This window comes from Agromyces sp. NPDC055520 (genome assembly GCF_053619715.1).
This window is the reverse complement of sequence record NZ_JBSHJY010000046.1, coordinates 1-25,249: the sequence shown is the minus strand read 5'-3', so window position 1 is coordinate 25,249 and position 25,249 is coordinate 1. Positions and strand designations below refer to the sequence as shown.

Annotated in this window: 17 protein-coding genes; 11 read left to right on the top strand and 6 right to left on the bottom strand. The window is 72.2% G+C overall.

Features of this window, described 5'->3' with window-relative positions:
- The coding region (locus ACWGST_RS14625) for a VIT1/CCC1 transporter family protein (RefSeq protein ID WP_452047392.1) at positions 1–191 on the bottom strand (191 nt) is incomplete at its 3' end.
- A gap of 187 nt (positions 192–378) precedes the next feature.
- Between ACWGST_RS14625 and sucC the strand changes: the two genes are divergently transcribed.
- On the top strand, positions 379–1,542 hold the full coding sequence (gene sucC / locus ACWGST_RS14620; RefSeq protein ID WP_452047391.1) for an ADP-forming succinate--CoA ligase subunit beta: 1,164 nt from the start codon (positions 379–381) through the stop codon (positions 1,540–1,542).
- 14 nt (positions 1,543–1,556) lie between these two features.
- Entirely contained in the window at positions 1,557–2,465 is a 909-nt protein-coding gene (gene sucD, locus ACWGST_RS14615) for a succinate--CoA ligase subunit alpha (RefSeq protein ID WP_452047390.1), read from the top strand.
- Between the two features lie 84 nt (positions 2,466–2,549).
- Here the strand turns inward: sucD and ACWGST_RS14610 are convergent, their stop codons facing one another.
- Positions 2,550–4,442 (bottom strand): hemagglutinin, encoded by a 1,893-nt coding sequence (locus tag ACWGST_RS14610; RefSeq protein WP_452047389.1) that lies wholly within the window; start codon positions 4,440–4,442, stop codon positions 2,550–2,552.
- Positions 4,443–4,725: 283 nt separating this feature from the next.
- Between ACWGST_RS14610 and ACWGST_RS14605 the strand changes: the two genes are divergently transcribed.
- The 7 genes from ACWGST_RS14605 to ddaH all read left to right on the top strand — a co-directional run bounded on the left by ACWGST_RS14605 (position 4,726) and on the right by ddaH (position 13,289).
- Positions 4,726–5,253 (top strand): hypothetical protein, encoded by a 528-nt coding sequence (locus tag ACWGST_RS14605; protein ID WP_452047388.1) that lies wholly within the window; start codon positions 4,726–4,728, stop codon positions 5,251–5,253.
- A gap of 82 nt (positions 5,254–5,335) precedes the next feature.
- Positions 5,336–6,823 carry a hypothetical protein gene (locus tag ACWGST_RS14600; RefSeq protein WP_452047387.1) on the top strand — a complete coding sequence of 496 codons (1,488 nt, stop codon included), beginning with the start codon at positions 5,336–5,338 and terminating at the stop codon, positions 6,821–6,823.
- Between the two features lie 31 nt (positions 6,824–6,854).
- Positions 6,855–8,207, top strand: a complete 1,353-nt coding sequence (locus ACWGST_RS14595; protein ID WP_452047386.1) for a cell division protein PerM — start codon at positions 6,855–6,857, stop codon at positions 8,205–8,207.
- Between the two features lie 70 nt (positions 8,208–8,277).
- Positions 8,278–8,871, top strand: coding sequence for a phosphoribosylglycinamide formyltransferase (gene purN / locus ACWGST_RS14590; protein WP_452047385.1), 594 nt, complete (start codon positions 8,278–8,280; stop codon positions 8,869–8,871).
- A complete protein-coding gene (gene purH, locus ACWGST_RS14585; protein WP_452047384.1) occupies positions 8,868–10,478 on the top strand; it encodes a bifunctional phosphoribosylaminoimidazolecarboxamide formyltransferase/IMP cyclohydrolase in 1,611 nt (536 codons plus the stop codon). Before purN ends, purH begins: the two co-directional genes overlap by 4 nt.
- Positions 10,479–10,924: 446 nt before the next feature.
- Positions 10,925–11,980 carry a Glu/Leu/Phe/Val dehydrogenase dimerization domain-containing protein gene (locus tag ACWGST_RS14580; RefSeq protein ID WP_452047394.1) on the top strand — a complete coding sequence of 352 codons (1,056 nt, stop codon included), beginning with the start codon at positions 10,925–10,927 and terminating at the stop codon, positions 11,978–11,980.
- A gap of 55 nt (positions 11,981–12,035) precedes the next feature.
- The gene (gene ddaH, locus ACWGST_RS14575) at positions 12,036–13,289 is read left to right on the top strand and encodes a dimethylargininase (RefSeq protein ID WP_452047383.1); all 1,254 of its coding nucleotides are present in this window, start codon (positions 12,036–12,038) and stop codon (positions 13,287–13,289) included.
- Here ddaH and ACWGST_RS14570 read toward each other — a convergent pair.
- Genes ACWGST_RS14570 through ACWGST_RS14555 form a run of 4 tightly spaced genes read right to left on the bottom strand, consistent with a single transcriptional unit; the run spans position 13,261 to position 20,981 of the window.
- A complete protein-coding gene (locus ACWGST_RS14570; RefSeq protein ID WP_452047382.1) occupies positions 13,261–13,995 on the bottom strand; it encodes an ABC transporter ATP-binding protein in 735 nt (244 codons plus the stop codon). The two genes, ddaH and ACWGST_RS14570, sit on opposite strands and share 29 nt — an antisense overlap.
- A complete protein-coding gene (locus tag ACWGST_RS14565; protein ID WP_452047381.1) occupies positions 13,992–15,188 on the bottom strand; it encodes an ABC transporter ATP-binding protein in 1,197 nt (398 codons plus the stop codon). The genes ACWGST_RS14570 and ACWGST_RS14565 overlap by 4 nt, the downstream gene beginning before the upstream one ends.
- Positions 15,145–17,946, bottom strand: coding sequence for an FtsX-like permease family protein (locus tag ACWGST_RS14560; protein WP_452047380.1), 2,802 nt, complete (start codon positions 17,944–17,946; stop codon positions 15,145–15,147). The genes ACWGST_RS14565 and ACWGST_RS14560 overlap by 44 nt, the downstream gene beginning before the upstream one ends.
- Entirely contained in the window at positions 17,943–20,981 is a 3,039-nt protein-coding gene (locus tag ACWGST_RS14555; RefSeq protein ID WP_452047379.1) for a hypothetical protein, read from the bottom strand. The genes ACWGST_RS14560 and ACWGST_RS14555 overlap by 4 nt, the downstream gene beginning before the upstream one ends.
- Positions 20,982–21,576: 595 nt before the next feature.
- Between ACWGST_RS14555 and ACWGST_RS14550 the strand changes: the two genes are divergently transcribed.
- Together ACWGST_RS14550 and ACWGST_RS14545 are read left to right on the top strand one after the other, a co-directional pair.
- Positions 21,577–23,388 (top strand): ABC transporter ATP-binding protein, encoded by a 1,812-nt coding sequence (locus tag ACWGST_RS14550; RefSeq protein WP_452047393.1) that lies wholly within the window; start codon positions 21,577–21,579, stop codon positions 23,386–23,388.
- Positions 23,385–25,190: an ABC transporter ATP-binding protein gene (locus tag ACWGST_RS14545; RefSeq protein WP_452047378.1), complete on the top strand. Its 1,806-nt coding sequence runs from the start codon at positions 23,385–23,387 to the stop codon at positions 25,188–25,190. The genes ACWGST_RS14550 and ACWGST_RS14545 overlap by 4 nt, the downstream gene beginning before the upstream one ends.
- Positions 25,191–25,249: the final 59 nt, after the last annotated feature.

Below are 25,249 nucleotides of genomic sequence, written 5' to 3'. Positions count from 1 at the left end.
GAGGCGACCCCCGCGATGAGGATCGCACCGACGTCGTTGCCCGCTGCCGCCGCGACGCCGACGACGAGGGCGGCGACCGAGACGATGCCGTCGTTGGCGCCGAGCACCCCGGCGCGGAGCCAGTTGAGTTTCGCGTGCACCGCACCGTCGTGCGGGTCTGCGCGGTGGATCGGTTCGTCGTGGGTCGTCATGGCGCCAGTCTCGCACTCGGACGTGCGCCGCGGCATCCCCTCGCCCGATCGGTTCGGTCGCTCGGAACCGGGGGAGTAGCATGGAAGGTGGCCCCATTTGTCTTGATGTCGAGATTCTTCGGCGCATGGGCCGCAACCCACCAGCCCCTGTGCGCTGTCGCGCGTGCGGATCGATTGGAAGTAGAGCGTGGATCTTTACGAGTACCAGGCCAGAGACCTGTTCGAGCAGTACGGGGTCCCTGTGCTCCCCGGCATCGTCGCCGACACCGCCGATGAGGTGCGCGCGGCCGCCGAGAAGCTCGGCGGCGTCGTGGTCGTCAAGGCCCAGGTGAAGACGGGCGGCCGCGGAAAGGCCGGCGGCGTCAAGGTCGCGAAGAACCCCGACGAGGCGTACGAGGCCGCGAAGGCGATCCTCGGCCTCGACATCAAGGGCCACGTCGTCAAGCGCGTCATGGTCGCCGGCGGCGCACGCATCGCGCAGGAGTTCTACTTCTCGGTGCTGCTCGACCGGGCCAACCGCTCGTACCTCTCGCTCACGAGCGTCGAGGGCGGCATGGAGATCGAGCAGCTCGCCGTCGAGAAGCCCGAGGCGCTCGCGCGCATCGAGGTCGACCCGATCACCGGCATCGACGCGGCGAAGGCCCGCGAGATCGCGGTCGCCGCGAACTTCCCGGCCGAGCTCGTCGACAAGGTCGCCGACGTGTTCGTGAAGCTCTACGAGGTCTACAAGGGCGAAGACGCGACGCTCGTCGAGGTCAACCCGCTGATCCTCGACGAAGACGGCAACGTCATCGCCCTCGACGGCAAGGTCACGCTCGACGAGAACGCCGAGTTCCGTCACGCGAACCACGCGCTCCTCGAAGACAAGGCTGCTGCCGACCCGCTCGAGGCCGCTGCGAAGGCGCTCGATCTCAACTACGTCAAGCTCGACGGCGAGGTCGGCATCATCGGCAACGGCGCGGGCCTCGTCATGTCGACGCTCGACGTCGTCGCCTACGCCGGCGAGAACCACGGCGGCGTCAAGCCCGCCAACTTCCTCGACATCGGCGGCGGCGCCTCGGCCGAGGTCATGGCCAACGGCCTCGGCATCATCCTCGGCGACCCGCAGGTCAAGAGCGTGTTCGTGAACGTCTTCGGCGGCATCACGGCATGCGACCAGGTCGCCAAGGGCATCGTGGGCGCGCTCGCCGAGCTCGGCTCGGCCGCGAACAAGCCGCTCGTCGTGCGTCTCGACGGCAACAACGTCGTCGAGGGCCGTCGCATCCTCGAGGAGGCGGCGCACCCGCTCGTCACCCTCGCCGAGAACATGGACCAGGGCGCCGACAAGGCCGCCGAGCTGGCGAACGCGTAAGGGGCGCACAAGAAATGACGATCTTCCTCAACAAGGACTCCAAGGTCATCGTCCAGGGCATCACCGGCGGCGAGGGCTCCAAGCACACGGCGCGCATGCTCGCGGCGGGCACCCAGGTGGTCGGCGGCGTGAACGCGCGCAAGGCCGGCACCACCGTGCTGCACAACGACGCGGCGGGCAACCCGGTCGAGCTTCCGGTGTACGCCTCGGTCGCCGAGGCGATGGCAGAGACGGGGGCGGATGTCTCCATCGCCTTCGTTCCGCCGGCCTTCACGAAGGACGCGGTGGTCGAGGCCATCGACGCCGCGATCCCGCTGCTCGTGATCATCACCGAGGGCGTGCCCGTGCAGGACTCCGCGGAGTTCTGGGCCTACGCGAAGCAGAAGGGCGACGCGACGCGCATCATCGGCCCGAACTGCCCCGGCATCATCAGCCCCGGTGAGGCGCTCGTGGGCATCACGCCGGCGAACATCACGGGCAAGGGCCCGATCGGCCTCGTCTCGAAGTCGGGAACGCTCACGTACCAGATGATGTACGAGCTGCGCGACCTCGGCTTCTCGACGGCGATCGGCATCGGCGGCGACCCCATCATCGGCACGACGCACATCGACGCGCTCGCCGCGTTCGAGGCCGACCCCGAGACCAAGGCGATCGTGATGATCGGCGAGATCGGCGGCGACGCCGAAGAGCGTGCGGCCGACTTCATCAAGGCGAACGTGACCAAGCCGGTCGTCGGCTACGTCGCGGGCTTCACGGCTCCCGAGGGCAAGACCATGGGCCACGCCGGCGCCATCGTCTCAGGCTCGGCGGGCACCGCGCAGGCGAAGAAAGAGGCCCTCGAGGCCGCCGGCGTCAAGGTCGGCAAGACGCCGAGCGAGACGGCGCAGCTGCTGCGCGAGGTCTACGCGGCACTGGGCGCATAGGCCCGACACCAGAGCGAGGGCCCCGTCGGCGATGCCGACGGGGCCCTCGGTGTCAGACGGCGATGGCGTGGACGCCTCCGCCGCTCAGTCGTCGCTGCTGACGTCACCTCCGTTCGCGACGGTCAGTGCCGACGTCTCGTGGCACGTCGGGGCGATGTCCCGTTGTGCCACGTTGGTGCTGTCGTAGTTGACTCGCCACGAGAACGATCCATCCGCCAGTTGAGGCGTGATGTTGGAGGTCGACACCGTCTGCGGGGAGTTTCCCGACACGGACACGTTCATCTGCGTGAAGATCGCCGCCCCGGTGCACGTCGCGTTGGCGAACAGCTCGAAGTCGACGTTGCCCGCCAGGGCGCCGCTGCCGGCCGGGGCCGTCACGGTCACAGAGTCGTTCGGCACCCAGTTCTGCGCGCTCGACAGCGTCGAGGGCACGGTCTTGACCACCACATCCTCGTCATCGTCGGTGCACCCGGAGTTGTGGGTGATGCCGCTCGTGTTCGGCGGGTTCCCGCTGTACACGGCGACCCAGTGGTACTCGCCGGGAGCGGCGGGCGCGAACTGCGGGTCGGGCGAGTTGTAGGTGCCGTTTCCGCTGACCGCCACAGTGGCCGATGTGTACGCGAGCGTGGTGCAGTCATCCGGCCCGTACAGCTTGAAGGTGATCGTGCCCCCTGCTGCTGCGCCCGCAGTGCCGGTCAGGTTGATCACCGGGTCGGCCGGCTGTGTGGCCGTCCCGCCGAGCGCTGCCGAATCCGTCACCGCGTTGCCGAGGAAGACGTCCGCGCCGGCGGTCGTCGCCAGAGTCGCGGTCACCGGGTTGACGGTGAAGCACTCCGACGCCCTCGAGTCGCTGGACCCGGGGATGCCGTTGGCAGCGTCGCCGCTGAACTCCGCGCGCCAGCAGTACCGTCCGGCAGACGTCACGTACGCGGTCGGCGACGAGACGGTCGCCGGGTATGCCGCATCGGTGAGGTTCGTCGACCCGACGCTCGTGCCGCCGGTGTCGCACAGCCCGGGTGCGTCGACCTTGCAGAGGCTGAACGCCACCGAGCCCGCCGGGGTCGCGGTGCCGCCCGTCAAGCTCACGACGGCGGAGTCCTTCACCGACACCACGCCGCTGCCGATCGACAGGCCGCCCGCAGGGATGTCACCGCCGGCGCCCGTCTTCGGCGTCGTCACCGTGGTCGTCGTGCAGTTGCTGATCGGCGGTGTCGTCGCGAGGATCGTGTCCTTGTAGTCGGCGGTGTCGGAGTTGCCGGTCACCGTACTCGGAATGGTGTTGGCGAACGAGAGGCACGTGGTGACCCCGCCGAAGACGGTGTCCGTGAGGTTCACGGCCGCTTCACCACGGAACCCGTCCTGGCTGTATGCCGCCTGCGACACCGCGGTGTTCAGCGGGACCGCCGCGCCCAGCGTCAGGTTCGGCGCCGTACCGGTCCAGGTTCGGAGGAACAGGTCGAGACTTCCGCCCTGCTGATCCCAGAGGATCATGAAGTCGCCCGCGGTGCGGTTCGCCCAGGGGTTGCAGTTGGCGACGAGTTGTTCCGGGGTCGCGGTCTCGTAGGCGCAGGCAGCGGGAGCCTTGTTCTTCATGAACTCGTAGGCGATGAAGCCGCTGCCGGTGTTCTTGTCACGCTCCCAGGCGAAGTACAGCCAGTCCTTGGTGCCCTCGCGTTCGGTGTCCAGCCAGGCGCGGCGCAGGTCGACCTGCGCGTTCGGGTTGGTGTCGCCGAGCGTCGGCACGGCGTCGGCGTGGATGACGCCGATCTTCGTGGTGTTCGAGTTGAGCGGCCCCAGTTCCTTCACGTTGCCGAACGGATCGCTGATCTCGACGGGGCCGGGGGTGTCCGGCACGGTGCCGTCGATCGTGAACGGGCCGTCGGCGGCGAGCGCCGGCCCGGCGACCATGATCATTGCCACGGCGAGACAGCTCGCCGCTCCTGCGGCGAGCACGCGCCGCAGCTTATTCGTGGACATGATGCTTCCCATCCTCCAGCGCGACTGCCAGGTCCGGTTCGAATGAGCCGAACGCATCCCTTCGGGGGCGGGTGATGGGCGGCGGTGTGCTGGGGCGCTCGAAGCGCGAGAGTGCCTGTCGTCAGTCCGGCCGTCTCGGGTAATCGACGACCGGCAGCATCAAGACCCGAAGTGGAGTCCTACGCTTTTCAGGCGCAGACTACACCCGGCGGCGTCGCGCTCGGAAGCCAAATTGAGCAATCCTCACCCTCCAGAACGGGGGGTCTCGTGCCAAGGTTGAGGCATGAGTGAGCAGTCGCCGCCGGCGCAGGGGATGAGCCCGGCGCATCGCATCGTTCGCGCCACCTTCGTGACCGAGGAGTCGGTCTACGGGGTGCTGCTCGTCTCGGGCATGATCGTCGCCTCGGGCGGGCACGGCGAGAGCTCGTGGCGCGTGTTCTGGAGCGTCGCGATCACCGTGGTCGTCTTCTGGGCCGCGCACGTGTACGCCGGAACGGTCGCCCATCACGGCCTCGACCACGACCGGGTCGTGGGGTTGAAGGAGTCGTTCGGGATCGCGCTGCTGCGCTCCCGGGGGCTCCTGCTGTCCGCGACGATCCCATTGATCATCCTGCTGCTCGGTGCGACGCGCGCGATCCCCGACAACGTCGCCATCTGGGCGGCGCTCTGGGCCGGGGTCGTCGTGCTCGCCGTGCTCGGGTTCATCGCGTTCCACCGGCGGGGTGCGCCGTGGTGGGTGCAGGTGCTGGGCGCGCTCGTCACCGCGGGCTTCGGCATCGCACTGATCGTGGCGAAGGCCGTCATCCACTGAACGTCCCGGAAGTTGCGTTCATCTGCACGCGAGCGATGTGCGCGCCGACGACGAGCGCTAGGGTCGTGGTCAGGGGTGCCTGATGGCCAAGATCGGTGACACGGACCTCGAGGCGCGCATCGCGACGCTCGAGGCAGAGAACGCAGCGCTTCGCGCCGGCCTCGAGCAGGCCGAGTCGACGAGCGGGGTGGATGCCGCGGCATCCACCGACTCGCAACGACCCAAGCGGCGCTGGGGCCGCACCCTGACGGCCGTCGTGCTCATCGTCGTCGGTCTGCTGCTCGCTCCGGTCGCCGTGATCACCGCGTGGGCCCGGCTCGAGCTCGCCGACACCAACCGCTTCGTCGCGACCTTCGCGCCGATCGCCGAAGACCCCGACGTGCAGGCCTTCATCGGCGACGAGGTCACGGCAGCGATCGAGGAGCAGGTCGACATTCCGGGGCTGACCTCCGACGTGTTCGACGGAATCCGCTCGCTCGGACTGCCGCCGAAGGCCGAAACGGCGCTGGGACTGCTCGAAGGGCCGGCGACGCAGGGCATCCAGTCGCTCGTCTCCGACGTCGTCGACCGCCTGGTCGCCTCGCCCGCGTTCGCCGACATCTGGGCGAACGCGCTGACCATCACGCACACCCAGTTCGTGGCCGCCATGCAGGGCGACCCCGATGCCGCGCTCGCGGTGGGCAGCGACGGCACGATCTCGGTGCAGCTCGGGCCGATCGTCGACTCGGTGAAGCAACGGCTCGTCGATCAGGGCGTCGGGTTCGCCCAGGCGATCCCCGACATCGACAAGAGCGTGGTCATCGCGCAAGACGACGCGTTCGCGCTCATCCGCACGATCTACGCCCTCGCCGTCGGAGTGGGCACCTGGCTGCCGTGGATCGCGCTCGCACTGCTCGTGGCCGGCGTCGCCGTCGCCCGCAATCGGGCGAAGGCCCTCGTGTGGACGGCCGGCGGCTTCGCGCTGTCGATGGCCGTGCTCGCGAGCGGCATCGGCATCGGCCGCTGGTACTTCGTCGGCGCGGTGAGCCCGTCGATCATGCCGGGAGCCGCGGCCGAGGCGATCTACTCGGGCCTCATCGAGATCATGATGTCGACGATCGTCGCGCTGCTCGTGCTCGGCGTGCTCGTCGCCGTCGTCGCCTGGTTCTCGGGGCCGTGGCGGCCCGCCCGGGCACTGCGCGGCTTCGCCGAGACGGGGTTCGCGGCCGTGCGCCGCACCGCGGCATCGCACGGCGTGACGACGGGGCGGTTCGGTATCGGCCTCGATCGCTGGCGAGTGGTCGTCTACGTCGCGATCGCCGTCGTCGCCTCGCTCGTCGTGCTCTTCTCGCGGCCGGTCTCGGCCGGCTTCGTGATCGGCACCGTGCTGCTCGCGCTGCTGGCGCTGCTCGTCGTCGAACTGCTCAGGCGGCCCGAGGGCGAGGGCGAGGTCGATGCCGAGGTCGATGCCGATGCCGATGCTTCGACGGAGGACGACGCGGCCGCTGACGACGACGCGGCGGCGCCCGGTGGCGATGCGAGCGACGATGTCGTGTCCGTCGCCGCCGACTCCGCACGTCGTGCCGACTGAGCGGCGCCCGGCGGGGTAGGCTCCCGTTGGAATGAGACGCACGACGATCGCCCTGCTCGCCGGCCTCGAGGCATCCGTCGCCGCCCTCATCGGCCTCGGCATCGCGCTCGTGCCGCTCATGCTGCTGTGGGCGGTGCACTTCGGGCTCGCCGTCGATGCGACGTTCTTCCTGCGGGCGGCGGCCGATGCGTGGCTGCTCGGCCACGGCGTCGATCTCGTGCTGCAGCTCGACCCCGTCACGGCGGCCCGCACCGGCCTGCCGGGGGCGGGCGATGCGTTCTCGATCACGATCGCGCTGCTCGGCTTCGCCCTCATCTCGGTCGCGTTCGGGCGTCGCATCGGCCGCCGCTCGGCCGCCGAGGGGCACTCGTTCACGGGCGGCATCTCGGCCGTCGTCGTCTACGCGATCGTGGGCTTCGTGCTCGCGCTCGCCGCGGGCGGCGACGGAGCGCGCTCCTCGCCCTGGCAGGCGGCGCTGCTGCCCGCGTTCACGATGGCCCTCGGTGTCGTGATCGGCGCGGTCGTCGAGTCGCTGCGCGACGATCCGGTGACGGATGCCGCGGGCGGCTTCGTACGCCGACGGGTGGCCGAGCTGCCCGTGGTGCTCGTCGAGACCGCGCGCGCCGTCGTGCGCATCGGTGCGGGCGCCGCGTTCGGCGTGCTCGGGGTCTCCGCGGTGCTCGTGGCGGGCCTCATCGCCGTCGACTACGCGACGATCGCGGGCCTCTACCAATCGCTCGGCAGCGGCGTCGACGGCGGCATCGCGCTGACCGTGGCCGAGCTCTCTCTCGTTCCCAACCTCGTCGTGTGGGGCGCCGCCTGGCTGCTCGGCCCCGGCTTCGCCATCGGCGCTGGTTCGGCGGTCTCTCCCGCCGGCACGCTGCTCGGCCCCGTGCCCGGCCTGCCGCTGCTCGGGGCACTGCCGAGCGAGCCCCAGCCGTTCGGAGCGCTCTGGCTCGTCGTGCCCGTGCTCTTCGGGTTCGTCGGGGCGTGGCTCGTGGTCTCGGCGTGGGCGGCGTCGGCGCAGGCCGCGTCGCCGCAGGCCGGGTCGGCGCGGCGTGCCGACGTGCGCGCGGCCTGGTGGTTTCCGTTCGCGACGGGGGCGGGGTCGGCCGCCGCCGCGGCGCTCGTGCTCGGGCTGCTCGCCTGGTGGTCGGGCGGAGCGGCCGGGCCGGGGCGGCTCGCAGAGGTCGGACCCGACCCGTGGGCCGTCGCAGGGGTCGCCGCACTCACGGTCGGCATCGGCGCGCTCGCCGGTGCGGTCGCGGTTCGCGTGCGCGTGCGATCGGGCGACGGCGACGCGGCATCCACTCGGCGCTCGTTCGACGACGACGGGCCGCACCTTTCCGACGCGAACGCGACCGAAGTGCTCGGCCGTCGGTAGCTGAGCAGCGGGCGGCCCGTGCGGTGCGCATCCGCGCAGCCCGCCGGTGCGCAGCCGGTAGGCTCGAAGAGTGCTGAAGCTCGTCGTCCTCATCTCGGGCACCGGATCGAACCTTCGCGCCCTGCTCGACGCCGCCGCCGACGCGGAGTTCCCCGCGCGGGTCGTCGCGATCGGCGCCGACCGCGACGCCGAGGGGCTCGTGCTCGGCGAGGAGTACGGCGTGCCGACGTTCTCCGTGCCCTTCACGGCGTATCCCGACCGCGACGCCTGGGGCGACGCCCTCATCGAAGAGGTGGCGCGGTGGGAGCCCGACGTCGTCGTGCTCTCGGGCCTCATGCGGCTCGTGCCGCCCGCCGTCGTCGACGCCTTCTCACCGCACCTCATCAACACCCACCCGGCCTACCTGCCCGAGTTCCCCGGCGCGCACGGGGTGCGCGACGCGCTCGCCGCGGGCGTCACGCAGACCGGCGCGAGCCTCATCGTCGTCGACAACTCGGTCGACGGCGGGCCGATCATCGCGCAGGAGCGCATCCCGGTGCTGCCGGGCGATACCGAGTCGAGCCTCCACGACCGCATCAAGCCCGTCGAACGGCGCCTGCTCATCCAGGCCGTGCTCGACATCGCCAACTCGCACCTCGACCTGAAGGAACTCGCACGATCATGAGCGGCCCCGCCATCGACCCCAGCCTCTACCGCGAACGCGACCTCGTGCCGGTGCGCCGAGCGCTCATCGCCGTGAGCGACAAGCGCGGCCTGGTCGAGCTCGCCACGGCGCTCGTCGGCGCCGGCGTCGAGATCGTCTCGACGGGCGGCACCGGCACGGCCATCGCCGACGCGGGCCTGCCCGTCACGCAGGTCGCCGGGGTCACCGGCTACCCCGAGCACCTCGATGGCCGAGTGCGAACGCTGCACCCCGCCGTGCACTCGGGGCTGCTCGCCGACCTCCGTCTCGAGAGCCACGAGGCCGAGCTCGCGGGCCTCGGCATCGAGCCCTACGAGCTCGTGGTCGTGAACCTCTATCCGTTCGCCGAGACCGTCGCCGCGGGCGCCGCCCCCGACGCCGTCATCGAGCAGATCGACATCGGCGGGCCGGCCATGGTGCGCGCGGCGGCGAAGAACCACGCGAACGTCGCCGTGGTCGTCTCGCCCGGCCGTTACGACGAGATCGCCGTCGCGGTCGCCGCCGGGGGCACGACCCTCGCCCAGCGCACCGAGCTCGCGCGCGAGGCGTTCCGCCACACGGCGTCGTACGACGTCGCCGTCGCCTCGTGGCTCGGCAGCGTCGTCGCCCCCGACCAGCCCGCCGAGGAGTCGCCGTTCCCGGCGTGGGTCGGCGGCACCTGGACGAAGGACGCCGACCTCCGCTACGGCGAGAACTCGCACCAGAAGGGCGCGCTCTACGCCTCGCAGGGCGGGCGGCCCGGCATCGCGCAGGCCGTGCAGCTGCACGGCAAAGAGATGTCGTACAACAACTACGTCGACGCCGACTCGGCGGTGCGCGCGGCGTTCGACTTCGACGAGCCCGCCGTGGCGATCATCAAGCACGCGAACCCGTGCGGCATCGCCGTGGCGTCGGCCGGGGCATCCGACCCCATCGCCGATGCGCACCGCCGGGCGCACGAGTGCGACCCGGTGTCGGCCTACGGCGGCGTCATCGCCGCCAACCGCACCGTCACCCTCGCGATGGCCGAGACGGTGTCGGGCATCTTCACCGAGGTGCTCATCGCGCCGGCCTTCGAGGGCGAGGCGCTCGAGCTGCTCTCGCAGAAGAAGAACATCCGCCTGCTGACGCTGCCCGAGGGCTTCACGCCGACGGCGGTCGAGCTGCGCCAGGTCTCGGGCGGCATGCTCCTGCAGCAGGCCGACCGGCACTTCGCACCAGCGTCGGAGTGGACCCTCGCCGCGGGCGAGCCCGCCGACGAGGCGACTCTCGCCGACCTCGAGTTCGCGTGGACGGCGTGCCGCGCGGTGAAGTCCAACGCGATCCTGCTCGCCTCGGGCGGCGCTTCGGTCGGCGTCGGCATGGGCCAGGTCAACCGCGTCGACTCGTGCAAGCTCGCGGTCGAGCGTGCGGGGGAGCGGGCGGCGGGGTCGGTCGCGGCATCCGACGCGTTCTTCCCCTTCGCCGACGGCCTGCAGATCCTGCTCGACGGCGGCGTGCGCGCGGTCGTGCAGCCCGGCGGGTCGGTGCGCGACGAAGAGGTGATCGCGGCGGCTCGCGAGGCCGGCGTCACGATGTACTTCACGGGCGAGCGCCACTTCTTCCACTGAGCGCTCTCCCTCCGCGTCCTCTTCTCTCTCTGCTCCACTTCTCTCTCTGCTCCACCCCCGCCGCGCAGCCCGCGGCTTTGTAGGACATGTGAGCCTCTGTAGGACACCTGCGGCTGGAGACGTCCTACAAAGCGCCAAGAGTCCTACAACATGAGTGACGTGCGGTGACGAGGAGTGCGGTTCGGTGATGAGAATGCGTGCGGTCGGTGCGGTGCGGTGAAGTCGGCGCGGCCGAACAGCGGGGCTGCGTGCGAGCTGCGTGTCGGATGCCGCGGCATGCGAGCGAGCGCATGAGCGCGGCGGTACCCTTGAGGTGAACCCGTGCTCATGAGGCGCCGGGTCAGGTTCCGCCTACGAAGCGGATGATTCAAGGAGAACGATCGATGACGATCACCCATGCCACGGCGACCCCCGTTGCGTCGACCCCGGCCGCCGCCGCGAACGGCGTGAACGCCGCACTGCCGACGGAGGCGCCCGACCACGAGCGGGTGCTCATCACCCGCGGCGTCCGCTCCGGGCTCACGATCATCGTGGCCGTGCACTCGACGAGGCTCGGGCAGGCCCTCGGCGGTGCCCGACTCTGGCACTACGGCCACTGGACCGACGCCCTCGCCGACGCCCTGCGCCTCTCGCAGGCGATGACCATGAAGAACGCCGCAGCGGGTCTCGCGCGCGGCGGCGGCAAGTCGGTCATCGCGATTCCGGCCGGCACGACCCTCGACGCCGCGACGACCCACGACGCCATGCTCGACCTCGGCGACGCGATCGAGTCGCTCGGCGGCGCGTACATGACCGCCGAAGACGTCGGCACGAGCGCCGAGCTCATGGCCGTCGTGCACGAGCGCACCGAGCACGTGTGCGGCCTTCCGCCCGAGCAGGGCGGCGTCGGCGAGCCGGCCGATGCGACGGCCGCGGGGGTGCACGCCTCGATCCTCGCGACGCTCGGCGAGATCTTCGGTTCGAACGACCCGGCGGGCCGGCACTTCGTGATCGCCGGCCTCGGGCAGGTGGGCGGTCGCCTCGCGCGGAGCCTCGCGGCCGCCGGCGCCCGCCTGACGGTGACGGATGTCGCGGGGGCCAAGCGCGCCCTCGCCGACGAGCTCGGCGCGGCGTGGGTCGAGCCGGCCGAGGCGCACCTCGTCGAGGCCGACGTCTTCGTGCCCTGCGGACTCGGCGGCGTGCTCACGCCCGAGGTGGTGCGCGAGCTGCGCGTCGCCGCCGTCGTGGGCGCCGCGAACAACCAGCTCGCCTCGCGCGACGTCGCCGAGCTGCTGCTCGAGCGCGGCATCGTCTGGGCGCCCGACTTCGTGGTCAACGCGGGCGGGGTCATCTACCTCGATGTCGCGAGCGAGCCCGGGGCCGACCAGGCCGCGCTGGACGCGCGCATCGAGGGCATCGGCGACACCGTGGCATCCGTGCTGCGCAGCGCCCGTGCCGAGGGCACGACGACCCTCGAAGCGGCGGAGCGACTCGCCCGCGCCCGGCTCGACGCCGCGAACTGAGCGCGCGGCGGTCGCACGCCGCAACGCGCTCGGTGCGGCCAGTAGGCTCGTCGTCATGACGACCCCCGCCATGCCCCCGACCGCCCCGGCCCGGTTCACTCCGGCGATCACTCCGGGGCGGCGGGTGGCGGCGGTGCTCGCCTCAGCGGCGGCCGTCGCCCTCGCCGCGATGCTCGTGGCGCTGCTCGCGTTCTTCATCGGCAGCGGGCAGTCGCCGCAGGTGCTCGGCCAGGTGTTCGGTCACTTCGCGCTCGCCGCGTTCGTCGCGTGGGTGCTGCTCGCGGTCGCGAACGGGGTGGGCGCGACGCGGGCGTGGTTCCTGACGCTCATCACGGGCTTCACATCGGGATGCCTCGCCGCCCTCATCGCGACGACGGTCACGGCCAGCGCCATCGGCACTGCGATGTCGGGCCCGATCCTGCTCTTCGTGGTCGGCTCGCTCGTGAGCCTCAACCTGATCTTCATCCTCTCGGTGATCGTCGGCGAGATGCTGCTCGCGCCCGTGGTGCTGCGCGGCATCCTCGCCTACGCGCCGGAGGCGATCGACCGGCGCATCGCGCTCGTGCGCATCCCGGCATCGAACCTCGACGAGGCCGAATTGACCCACCGCGACCGGCGACCGGTCGATCAGGCGCTCGCCGACCGGCAGTGGGACAACTACTGCGCCGCCCTCGTGGCCGAGGGCTGGGAGACGATCGAGGTCGACGCGGCGCCCGAGTTGGCCGACTCCGTCTTCGTCGAGGACACGGTCGTGATGTTCGGCGACCTCGCCGTGCTCGCGAGCCCGGGCGCCGAATCGCGCCGGCCCGAGGTCGAGGCGGTCGAGCGCGCGGTGCGTGCCGTGCCCGGCATCACGGTGGCCCGCATCGAGCTGCCGGGCACCCTCGACGGCGGCGACGTGCTGAAGGTCGGCTCGACGGTCTACGTCGGGGCGTCGGCGCGCACGAACGCCGAGGGCATCCGGCAACTGCGCACCCTGCTCACGCCGCACCGGTACACCGTGGTCGCGGTGCCGATCACGAAGGCGCTGCACCTGAAGAGCGCCGCCACGGCGCTGCCCGACGGCACGATCATCGGCGACCCGGCGCTGCTCGACGTCACGACGCTCTTCCCCCGGTTCCTGCCGGTCTTCGAACCCGAGGGCGTCGCGGTGGTCGAGCTGTCGCGCGAGTCGCTGCTCATGTCGTCGTCGGCGCCGCAGACGGCGGCGATGCTCGCGAGCCTCGGCTACCGGGTCGTCACGGTCGACATCGGCGAGTTCGAGAAGCTCGAGGGCTGCGTCACGTGCCTGTCGGTGCGGGTGCGCTGAGCTCTGCGGCCGTGCTGCGCGATGCCGGTGCGCCGATCGAGACCGACCGGCCGTCGTGCAGTTCGAGCACGCGGTCGGCCCGGCCCACGAGCGCCGGATCGTGGGTCGTGACGACGGCGGCGACGCCGCGGGCGTGCACGAGCTCGCCGATGAGGTTCATGACGGTCGCGGCGGTGCCGCTGTCGAGCTGTCCGGTCGGCTCGTCGGCGAGCAGCAGTTGCGGGCGCGCGGCGAGCGCCCTCGCGATGCCGACTCGCTGCTGCTGGCCGCCCGAGAGCTCGTACGGGCGCTGTGCGGCGTGGCCGGCGAGCCCGACGAGCTCGAGCGACTCGGCGACGCGGGCGTCGCGTTCGGCGGGGTCCATGCGTTGGAGGCGCAGCGGCACCTCGACGTTCTCGGCCGCCGAGAGCACGGGGATCAGCCCGAACGACTGGAAGACGTAGCCGAGGCGATCGCGCCGCACCGCGGCGAGCGCGTCGTCGCCGAGCGCCGAGAGCTCGTCGTCGCCGAGGAACACCCGCCCCGAGGTCGGCCGGTCGAGACCGCCGAGCAGGTTCAGCAGGGTCGTCTTGCCGGCGCCCGATGGGCCCGTCACGACGAGCAGCTCGCCGGGGCGCACCTCGAGCGAGACGTCGGCGACGGCGTGCACGGCGCCGGCCTTCGACTCGAAGACTCGGCTGATCGATTCGGCGCGCAGCGTGCTCATCGCTCCTCCTCCGCCTCGCGGTCGCCGCCCGAACGCGCCGGCGGGGCGGCGGCCGCCGCTCGCTCTTCTGCACGCCGCGCACGCCGGGTCAGCGGCTCGTCGGAACCCGGCTCGTCGGAACCCGGCTCGTCGGAACCCGGCTTGCCGGTCACGGGCTCGTCGGAACCCCCGGGCGACACCGGCCGATCTGGTTTCGCGGGCGCCGCGGCATCCGCTCGCTCGCCGTCGCCCGGCCAGACGCCGACGTGATCGGCCTCGAGCGCGAGCCGCACGCGATCGCGCAGCTCGAGGCTCTGCATGAAGTCGTGCGGCAACTGCAGGCGGCCGACCCGGTCGAGCACCGCGAACTCCTCGGCGACGTGCTGCTCTTCGCCGTGCTCGTCGAGCCGGGTCGAGCGCAGCACCTCGGTCGAGGTGCGGCCGTCGCGGATCTGCACGGTGCGACGCACGTGGTCGGAGACGGTCGGGTCGTGCGTGACGATGAGGGTCGTGACGCCGAGCTCGTCGTTGACCCCGCGCATCGCCTCGAGCACCGCCGCCGAGGTCTGCTCGTCGAGTTCGCCGGTCGGCTCGTCGGCGAGCAGCACCTGCGGCGAGTTCGCGAGCGCCACCGCGATCGCGACCCGCTGCTGCTGCCCACCCGAGAGCTCGCCCGGGCGGCGGTCGCGCATCTCGCCGACCTCGAGCAGTTCGAGCAGTTCGTCGACCCGCGTCGCACGCGCGGCGCCGCGCAGGGTGCCCGCGACGTTCATCGCGAGGGCCACGTTCTCGGCCGAGGTCAGGTACGGCAGCAGGTTCCGCGAGGTCTGCTGCCAGACGAAACCGACCGTGTGCCGCTGGTAGGCGACGCGCTCGCGGCCGCCCATCGAGAGCAGGTCGTGCCCCGCGACACGGGCGACACCGGCAGTGGCGGTGTCGAGCCCCGAGAGGATCGTCAGGAGCGTCGACTTGCCCGAGCCCGAGGCGCCGACGACCGCGACCATCTCGCCGGGGTCGACCCGCAGGTTGAGCCCCTGCAGCGCCTGCACCTCGACGCCGTCGGCACTGAAGATGCGCACGAGATCGGTGCACAGGATGTGCGGCTGCGACGTGGGGGGCGTCGCGTCGGCCGGTTGCGCCGGCGTCGTCGTGTCGGTGAGGGTCACGGGGTCATCCTTCCTCTTCCTTGCGCATCGCGCGAGCGGCGACGCCATTGCTGTCGACTCGGGATGCCGCGGCGGCCGCGACGATCGTCACGATCACGCTGCCCGCGAGCACCGCGGTGATGAGCCAGGGGTCGAACGCGACGGCAGGCTGGGCGTCGCCGCCGGTGAATGCCCGCAGGTCGATGCCGGCGAGCACGACGAACGGCAGCGCGGCGCCGAGCACGGCGCCGGCGGCGAGCGCGATGAGGGCGACCGGGCCGATCTCCCAGACGACGAGCGTGCGTTCGCCGCGGCGGCCGAGGCCGAGCGTCGACAGCAACGGCAGCAGGCGGTCGCGGGCCGGACGCCCGACGACGAGGGTCAGCACGATCGCGAGCGCCGTGAGCAGGCTCGCGAGCACGATCGCGACGATGAGCGAGATCACGAGGCCCTGCGTGGTGGGCCACGCGCGCAACTCGTCGAGCAGGCCCTCGGGCGTGACGACGGTCGCGTCGGACCCGGCGATCTCGGCGAGGGCCGCGGTGACCTCGTCGGCGTCGGCACCGGGCTCGAAGCGCACGAGCACGGAGCGGGGCACGAGGGTCGCGGTGAACGGCTTCGCGTCGGCGACGTCCATGAGCACCCAGTTCGCGCGCGGCGAGAAGGCCGTGCGGCCGTCGACGACGCCGACCGCGTCGAAGGGCTCGCCGTCGAGCTCGGCCGACTCGGTGCCCGCGACGAAATCGGCGACCGGTTTCGAGAGCAGCACGGGCACGGGTGCGCCGGCCGCGTCGCTGTCGTCGGCCGCGTTGTCGTCATCGGCCGCATCGCCGCCGTTCGGGGCGAGTGTCGTCGGCAGCGGGGTCACCTCGTCGCGGCCCTGCTGCACCTGCCGCATCTCGTCGGTGTCGACGACGATGAGGGTCGCGGTGTGCGTGCGGCCGTCGGCGGTGATCTTCGTGGGCTTGGCCGAGTACACGGGAGCGGTCGCGGCCACGCCCGGCACGGCCGCGAACTCGTCGAGCTGCGCGAGGGTGAAGGGCGTGCCGCCCACGGCGGCGTCGGCGCCGACCTGCGCGTCGGCCGCCCGCTCGACGCCGGTCTGCACCGTGCCGAGCAGCACCGACGAGAACACGGCGACCGAGACGCCCACGACGACGGCGAGCACCGGCACGAGTCCGGCCGAGGGGTCGCGCAGCGCCCGCGCCGAACCGAGGAACGGCACGAGCCCCGCCCCGCGCGAGGTGCGGCGCACGAGCGCGGCGAGAGGGATCGGATAGACGCGCAGCACGACGAGGCACGCGAGCAGCGAGAGCAGCAGCGGCACGGCCGCGAGCAGGGGGTCGACCCCGGTCGTCGCCGTCGAGGTGGCGAGGCCGCGTCGGTAGAGCAGCACGACGGCGGTGACGGCGAGCACGGCGACGAGCACTTCGCCGATCCAGCGGAGGCGGCCGGTGGTCGGCCGGCCGAGGTCGGTGCGGGCCCGGCGCAGCGGGCTGAGGGCCGGCGCGGCGGCGATGAGCAGCGCCGCCGGGGTGAAGGCGAAGAGCGCGGCGATCGCCCACCCGCCCGGGCCCGCGTCGGCGCTCACGGTGAGCATGCCGAGCACGCCGCCGACGACGGCCGCCGGTACGCCGATGGCGAGGCCCTCGATGGCGAGGATGCCGCGGAGCTGCCCGGGTGAGGCACCGCGGGCCGCCGCGAGCTCGAGCCCCGTGCGGCGTCGCTCGAACACGACCCGGGCGCCGAGCACGAGCACGGCCACCATGACCCCGATCGGGCCCGACGCGGTCGTGGCGAGCACCGCGTCGCTCGCGCTCGCCGCGACCGCGGCCTCGTCGAGGGCGGCGCCGAGGCCGCTCGAGAACGAGACGAAGCCGATCGTCGCGTACCAGTGCTCCCAGCCGCCGTCGCCGAGTTCGAACGCGAGGCTCGAGAACTCGTCGAGCTGGGTGACGAGCTCGGCCGAATCCGCTCCCGTGATGCGATCGGGGATGACCGGGAACCACAGGTCCATGGCGGTCGGCAGCTCGGAGTCCTCGAGCGCGGCCCACGACACGGGGTCGGCGAAGCCGAGCCCCGTGATCTCGAGGTCGCCGGCGGCGTTGTACACGACCGCCGGTTCGAGGGCCACTTGCGGCAGATGCGTCCAGAACCCGTCGTCGGGGTCGATCGCGGCGAAGGTGCCGACGAGCCGCACGTCTTGGGGCACTGTGCCGAGCGCGATGGAGCGGATGTCGTCGAGCGCCCACTCCATCTCGTCGGCGACGGTGTCGGCGAGCACGATCTCGAGGGGCGTGTCGCTCGGCACGGGGCCGGTCAGGGTCGCGGGCCATTCGCCCCCGGTGAGTGCGACGTGCTCGCGCACCCTCGGGTCGAACGCCGTGAAGAGCTGGTACACGTTCGAGCCGGCCGCCGCGCCGATGACGCCCGCCCGGGTCGGCCCGGCGACGAGGGCGGTGAGGGGGTCGCCCGTGACCCGCTGCAGCAACGCCGGCATGTCGGCACGGACATCGAGCAGGCGCTGCTCCTGCCGGCCCCAGACCGCGTCGACCTCGGGCGACAGCGTCGTCTCGCCGGGGGAGGCGCCGAGCTCGGGCAGGTTGCGGCTCGAGGCGACCAGGTCGATCTCACGGGCGGGGATCTGTTCGAGCGACTGCTCGAGCGCCGCCGTGTGCATCGCCGAGACGGCCCGCGGCACGCCCGTGGCGAGCAGCGCGCCGGCGAGCACGAGCAGCGCGAGCAGCACGGAGGCCAGCGGTCCCGCGAAGAACTGTCGTCGCAGCAGCCCCGCGGCGCTCAGTCGCGAACGGTGCACGCCGGTCATGCGTCCTCCTGCCTGAGGCCGGGGCGCGAGGCGGTGCGCCGAACGGATGCCGCGGCGCCCGCCGCGATGGCGGCCGCGAGCACGAGGAACGCGGCGATGCCGACGAGCCACGGCACGAGGTCGACGCCGAACTCGACGGGCACCACGGCGGGCACCCCTGCGACGGCGGCGCGTGCGAGTTCACGGGCCGTGACGAGCGCCGTCGCGAACCCGACGAGCGCACCGGCCACGACGGCGGTGCCGAGGGTCACCGAGAGCTCGGCGAGGCGGGCCCGCGATTGCGTGCGAGCGGTGACGCCGAGGGCGCGCAGCACGACGATCTCGCCGAGACGGCTGCCGCCGAGCGCGGCGACGAGGGCGACGACCGAGATGAGGGCGAAGACCAGGGCCCCGGCGGCGCCGATCCACAGGGACGCGATCGCAGGCGAGATGAACGGAGCCGACGACGAGGCCGATCTCGCTTCGGCGATGACCGCTGACCCCTGCTCGCGGCCGAGATCGGCAGCCAGCCGGTCGGGGTCGGCTGCCGCGATCCACCGCTCCCCGAACGCCGGCACGCCCGCGCCGGCATCGAAGGCGTACCGCTCGAACGCGGCGAGGTCGGCGAGCACGCCGCCGGCGCCGGCGGTGGGCACGACGGGGATCACCCCTGCCACGACGGCGTCGACCTCGGCACCGCCCGTGAGCACGCGGAAGACGAATCGGTCGCCGAGCTCTGCCGCGATGCGCTCGGCCAGCTCGGCACCGAGCACGACGGGCAAGGGGTCGCTGCCGCCGTCGACGAGCGTGGCCCGGGCGGTCGACGACCTCGTCGTGAGCAGGTGGTCTCGCTCGACCTCGAAACCCGGTCCGGCGACGGTTTCGCCGTCGAACGAGATCGGGCCGAACGAGACGAGCACGTCGGCGCCGCCGGCGCCGGAGAGTGCGGCTTCGAGGCCGATGAACCGCAGCCCCGCCGCGACCGGCACCTCGAGCCGCACCTCGCCGCCGCCCGACGCGATGTCGAGCGTCGCCGGGGGCGTCTCGGTCGCGGCCCCGGCCTCGGTGAGGAACCACGCGCTCACGGCGACGGCGCCGCCCGTGCCCGGCGCCGCCTCGATCGCCGCGGCCACGTCGAGCGAGGCGGCGCCGTCCGGCACGGCGGGCCCCGCGGCGGCCGATGAGTCCTCGAGCAGGGCGGCGGCTCGAGCGGCACCGGTGCCGGGGGAGGCCGGGCCGGCGTCGCCGACGGGCACCGCCACCAGCGTGGCGCGTTCCGAGCCGATGCGCACCTCGCCGTTGACCACGGGCGCCTGTGCGGTGACCCCCTCGACGCCGGCGAGGGGGTCGTCGAGTGCGAGCGGGTCGGGGCCCTGCACGACGTCGCGACCGGCGTACGCCACCCGTACCTCGCCGCCGGTGGTGAGCGCCGCGGCCGTGCGGTCGATGCCCTGCCACGCGCCCGAGAATGCGGCCGACAGGGTGAGGCCGGCGACGGCGAGCGTCGTGACGAGCGAGGCGGCGGCGTACAGCGAGGCGCGCCGCGAGAGCTGGCGCATCGGCAGCACGGGCACCAGGCCGGGCCTGGCGGCGGCGAGCCGTTCGAGAAGGGCGTCGACCGGCGGGATCAGCCAGAGCGCCGCGAGCGCGAGGGCCAGGAGCGCGAGCATCGGGGCGAGCACGGCGACGGGGTCGACCTCGAGCGAGCCCGATGCGCTCGTCACGAGCGGGGAACCGTACAACCGGAACTGCCAGAACGAGACCGCGGCGAGCACGATGAGCAGCACGCCGCCAGCGGCCCCGAGTCCTCGCGCGACGCGGCCGACCTCGTCGCCCGAGCCGCGCACCACCGGGCGCCGCGCGTCGAGCCAGGCGCGGCCGGCGACGACGAGCAGGGTCGCCACGAACACGGCGGATGCCGCGACCGCCGCGGTGCCCCAGTCGCGACCGTCGCCCGGGCGGATCGCCATGAGCACCGCCTCGGCGCCGGCCGCACCGATGATGGCGGCCGGTACCCCGACCACCGCGACCTCGATCGCGGTGTCGCGCGCGAGTCGGCCGGCCGAGGCGCCGCGGGCACGCAGCAGCACGGTCTCGCCGCGCCGAGCGGCACCGAGCAGGGCCGCGAGCCGGGTGATGGCGGCGAATCCCGTGAACGCGAGCAGCAGCAGCGGCAGGGGCGCGATCGCCCGCACCGCACTGAGGCCCGCCAGCAGCCGTGTCAGCGTGCCGTCGAGGCCGCCGAGCGCGCTCAGCCCGTCGGTGCCGATCGACGACTGGGCGCGAAGGGCGGGCTCGACGTCGGGCAGTTCCGAGCGCAGCAGCCTCGCCGACTCGGGGGTCGCGGCCTCGAGGTCGGAGACCGCCGTCCAGCGGGCGACGATCGCGGCCGGCACGTCGAGCGTCGACGACTCGGCCACGAGGAACGGACCCGCTCCGTCGACCGTGGCACCCGTCGCCACGACACCCTCGCCGAACCACGCGGGCCCGCCCGGCTCGATCGGCAGCCACGTTCCGACGACGAGCAGGCGCCGATCGGTGCCGGTGAGTTCGACGAGGTCGCCGGGTGCGAGTCCGAGCGCCGCGGCGGCGGCCGCGTGCAGGGTCGCCGGCTCGGCGGATTCGGCCGTCGCGGCCGCGATCGCAGCGGCCGCATCGGGCCAGTCTCCGGCGACGAGTTCGGAGCGCTCGGCTGCACCGGGATCGGCGAGCAGCACCGCCCCGAACGACGTGTCGCCGCTCGTCGCCTCGACCGGCGCGGTCTCGATGCTGCGGCTCCAGTTCGCCCCGTACGGCGCGACCATGCGATCGAGCACCGACGCCGCGGCATCCGCTTGGGCCTTCGGGTCGTGCGCGACCCTGATCTGCCAGCGCGCCGCGCCCGCGGTGCCCTGGGCGGCCGCGAGCCCGTCGCGCACGGCACCCGCCGATGCGCCCGCGAGGGAGTCGACGACCGCGGTGGACAGGCCGGCGAGCAGCAGTACGACGGCGGCGATCGACGCGAGCACACCGGCGCGGGCGTTCGCACGGGCGAACGCTGTCCGTGCCGCTCCCACGCGTGCTCCTCGTCGATCGGGTCGTTCGCGCGGCGGCGCAGGGCCGATGGAGAGGGCGAGTGCAGGGCTCGCCGTCGTCGCTCACGCGGTGACGAATTCGCAAAGCCTAGCGCTGCAGAGGGGGTTGCGCGCTACCCGCCAGTACCCATATTCTGTAGGGCTGGTCGCCGATTGAGTTCTGGCCGGCCTCGAGGTTCGCAGACGACTTGCAGGAGGACACCATGCAGACAGAAACCGACGCCCGCACGATCGCGGCGACCGGCTCTGCCCGCCCGGCGCATCTCCCCAGCGGGCTCGCCGGGTAGCTGCTCGCCGGGCCAGCTGCTCGTCGGGCAGCTCACTCGCCTTCGCTCACAGGCTCCGCCTGCTTCGCGGTTTCACGCGTTCTCGCGATCCGCGTCACCTCCACTCTCACCACCGTTTCGTCGAACCGGCCCGCGACCGGGTGTTCGACGCCCCCATCCGATTGGAACCGGCTGTGTCCGTAACCCTGCAAACGCCGACCGCGCCCGACGCGCCCGAACCCGCGTCGCAGCCGCCGCGGCTCAGCACCGTTCGCGCGCTCTGGCGACTGCGCGGGTACGCCGGCCCTGCGATGCCCGCGTTCGCCGGCAGCATGGCGGCCGCGCTCGTCGCCCAGCTCATCGCACTGACGATCCCGCAAGTGCTGCAGCAGATCGTCGACGGCCCCCTGGCGAAACAGGAGGCCGACGCGGTCATCCCGCTCGCCCTGCTCGTGTTCGTGCTCGGTGCGATCGAGGCGACCCTCTTCGCGATCCGTCGCTGGCTCGTCGTCGGCCCGGGCACGAGGGTCGAGGCGCGCATGCGCAACGCGCTCTACGCGAAGCTGCAAGACCTTCCGGTCAGCTTCCACGACCGCTGGCCGAGCGGCCAGCTGCTCTCGCGCGCGGTCAGCGATCTCGGCCTCATCCGGCGCTGGCTGTCGTTCGGACTCGTGCTGACCGGTGCCAACGTCGTCATCATCGTGGTCGGCGTGGGCATCCTGATGTCGATGAACTGGTTCCTCGGGCTCATCTTCCTCGTCTGCTCGCTGCCGCTGTGGTGGGCCGGATGGCGCTTCGAGGGCCGGTACTCGGAGATGTCGCGGCTCAGTCAAGACCAGGCCGGCGACCTCGCGACCGCGGTCGAGGAGTCGGTGCACGGCATCCGCGTGCTGAAGGCGTTCGGCCGGGGCAAGCACGCCCTCTCGACCTTCCGTGCGCAGGCCGAGTCGCTGCGTTCGACCGAGATCGAGAAGGCGCGCCTCGACGCCAACATCTGGGTGTGGATCATGGTCGTGCCGGCGATCGCCCTGTCGCTCTGCCTCGTGGTGGGCGTCTGGCTCGCCGCCCAGGGCCAGCTCTCGGTCGGCGAACTCGTCGCGTTCTTCGCGACCGCGACCGTGCTCGCCTGGCCGATCGAGTCGATCGGCTTCATGCTCGCGTTCGCCCTCGACGCCCGCACCGCGACCGACCGGTTCTTCGACATCCTCGACAGCGAGAACACGATCGTCGACCCGGCCGAACCGCGCTCGCTCGAGCGGCCGCGCGGCGAGCTCGCGTTCAACGACGTGCACTTCCGCTACCAGGACTCGCCGTCGCGGTTCGGCGACCTGCTCGACGGCGTCGACCTCGTGCTCGAGCCAGGCGAGACGATGGCGCTCGTCGGCCTCACCGGCTGCGGCAAGACCACGATGACCGCGCTCACGACGCGCCTCTACGACGTGACTGCCGGTTCGGTCACGCTCGACGGCGTCGACGTGCGCGCCTTCAGCAGGGACGAGTTGCGCACCCACATCGCGATGGCGTTCGAAGATGCCACGCTCTTCAGCGCCTCGGTCAGAGACAACGTGCTGCTCGGTCGCCCGGAGCTCGCGGGTGACGACCCCGCGGTGCGGGCCGAGGCCGATCGGGTGCTCGGCGAGGCCCTGCGCATCGCCCAGGCCGGCTTCGCCTACGAACTGCCCGACGGGCTCGACACGAAGGTCGGCGAAGAGGGCATGAGCCTCTCGGGCGGCCAGCGGCAGCGGCTCGCGCTCGCGCGCGCCGTCGCGGCAAAGCCCGCGGTGCTCGTGCTCGACGACCCGCTCTCGGCGCTCGACGTCGCGACCGAGGCGAGGGTCGAGGCCGAGCTGCGCTCAGTACTCGCCTCGACCACCGCGCTCATCGTCGCGCACCGGCCCTCGACGGTCATGCTGGCCGATCGGGTGGCGCTGCTCGAGGAGGGCAGGGTCACCGCCGTCGGCACGCACTCCGAGCTGCTTCGCGAGAGCGAGCACTACCGCTTCGTCATCACGAGCCTCGAAGACGACGAACGCCGAAGCACGGGTGGCGACGCCATCGGCGCCCCCACGACCAGAGACACCAAGACCAGAGACTCCACGATCCGAGAGGAGGCGGCATCATGAGCGTCACCGGTGTGCAGGGCGAAGAACGCCAGGACTACTCAAAGGCCGAGTCGGCGCAGATCCGCGCCCGTTCGCGGCGGCTGCTCGGCTCGCTGCTCGCCCCGCTGAAGGGCAAGCTGTGGCTGACGGCGGCGGCGATCGTCGTCTCGTCGGCCGCTCAGGTGGCGGGCCCCGCGCTCATCGCCTACGGCATCGACCAGGGCATCCCGGCCCTCGTGAAGCAGGACTGGTTCCCGGTCGCGTTCGCCGGCCTCGCCTACCTCGTGACCGGGCTCATCGGCGCGTTCCTCATCTCGGTGTACATCCGGCTGTCGGCGCGCATCAGCCAGGCGGTGCTCATCGACCTGCGCACCCGGGTGTTCCTGCACACGCAGAAGCTCTCGCTCGAGTTCCACGAGTCGTACACCTCGGGGCGCATCATCTCGCGGCAGACGAGCGACCTCGACGCGATCCGCGAACTCATGGACGAGGGGCTGACGCTGCTCGTGCGCGGACTCATGTACATGGTGTTCACGGCCGTCATGCTCGTGATCGTCGATGCGCCGTCGGCGCTCGTGCTGCTCGTCGCGCTCGTTCCCCTCGGCATCCTCACGCGCTGGTTCCAGGTGCGCTCGCAATCGCTGTTCCGGCGTTCGCGGGTGGCGTCGGCCAGGCTCATCGTGCAGTTCGTCGAGACCATGACGGGCATCCGCGCGGTGCAGGCGTTCCGCAAGCAGCGGCGCAACGAGGTCGAGTTCGGCGGGCTCGTCGAGGACTACCGCGGCGTGAACGCCAAGGTGCTCGGGCTCTTCGCCGTCTACAACCCCGGCCTCGCGCTCATCGGAAACACCGCGGTGGCGGTCACCCTCGTGGTCGGCGGGTTCCGGGTGGTCGATGGGGCGCTCGGCGTCGGCGTGCTGCTGGCGAGCGTGCTCTACACGAAGCGGTTCTTCGACCCGATGGAGGACATGGCGATGTTCTACAACGGGTACCAGTCGGCCTCGTCGGCGCTCGAGAAGATCTCGGGCGTGCTCGAAGAGGAGCCGAGCGTGCCCGACCCCGTGAAACCGGTCGACCTGTGGAACGCCGAGGGGCGCGTGCGCTTCGACGGCGTCGAGTTCGCGTACACGAGGGACCGCGTCATCCTGCCCCGTTTCGATCTCGACGTGCCGGCGGGGCAGACCGTCGCGCTCGTCGGCTCGACGGGCGCCGGCAAGTCGACGCTCGCCAAGCTCATCGCGCGCTTCTACGACCCGAGCGACGGCACGGTCACCCTCGACGGCGTCTCGCTCACCGAGCTGCACCCGAAAGACCTGCGGCGCGCGATCGTCATGGTCACGCAGGAGGCGTACCTCTTCTCGGGCTCGGTGGCCGACAACATCGCGCTCGGCAAGCCCGACGCCTCGTTCGACGAGATCGTGCGCGCGGCCATGGCGGTCGGTGCGCACGAGTTCATCGAGGGGCTGCCGAACGGCTACGACACCGACGTGAACAAGCGCGGCGGCCGGGTGAGCGCCGGGCAGCGCCAGCTCATCTCGTTCGCGCGGGCGTTCCTCGCGAACCCGGCGGTGCTGATCCTCGACGAGGCGACCTCCTCGCTCGACATCCCGAGCGAGCGGCTCGTGCAGGAGGGGCTCACGAGACTGCTCGCCGACCGCACCGCGGTCATCATCGCGCACCGACTGTCGACGGTCGCGATCGCCGACCGGGTGCTCGTGATGGAGCACGGGCGCATCGTCGAAGACGGCGCGCCGGCCGAGCTCATCGCCGGCACGGGGCACTTCGCGGCGATGCACGCGGCCTGGCGGGATTCGCTCGTCTGATGCGCGAGGTGCGCGCGGTCTGCGCGTCCGAATGGGTTCGGATGCCGCGCGCCGAAGTC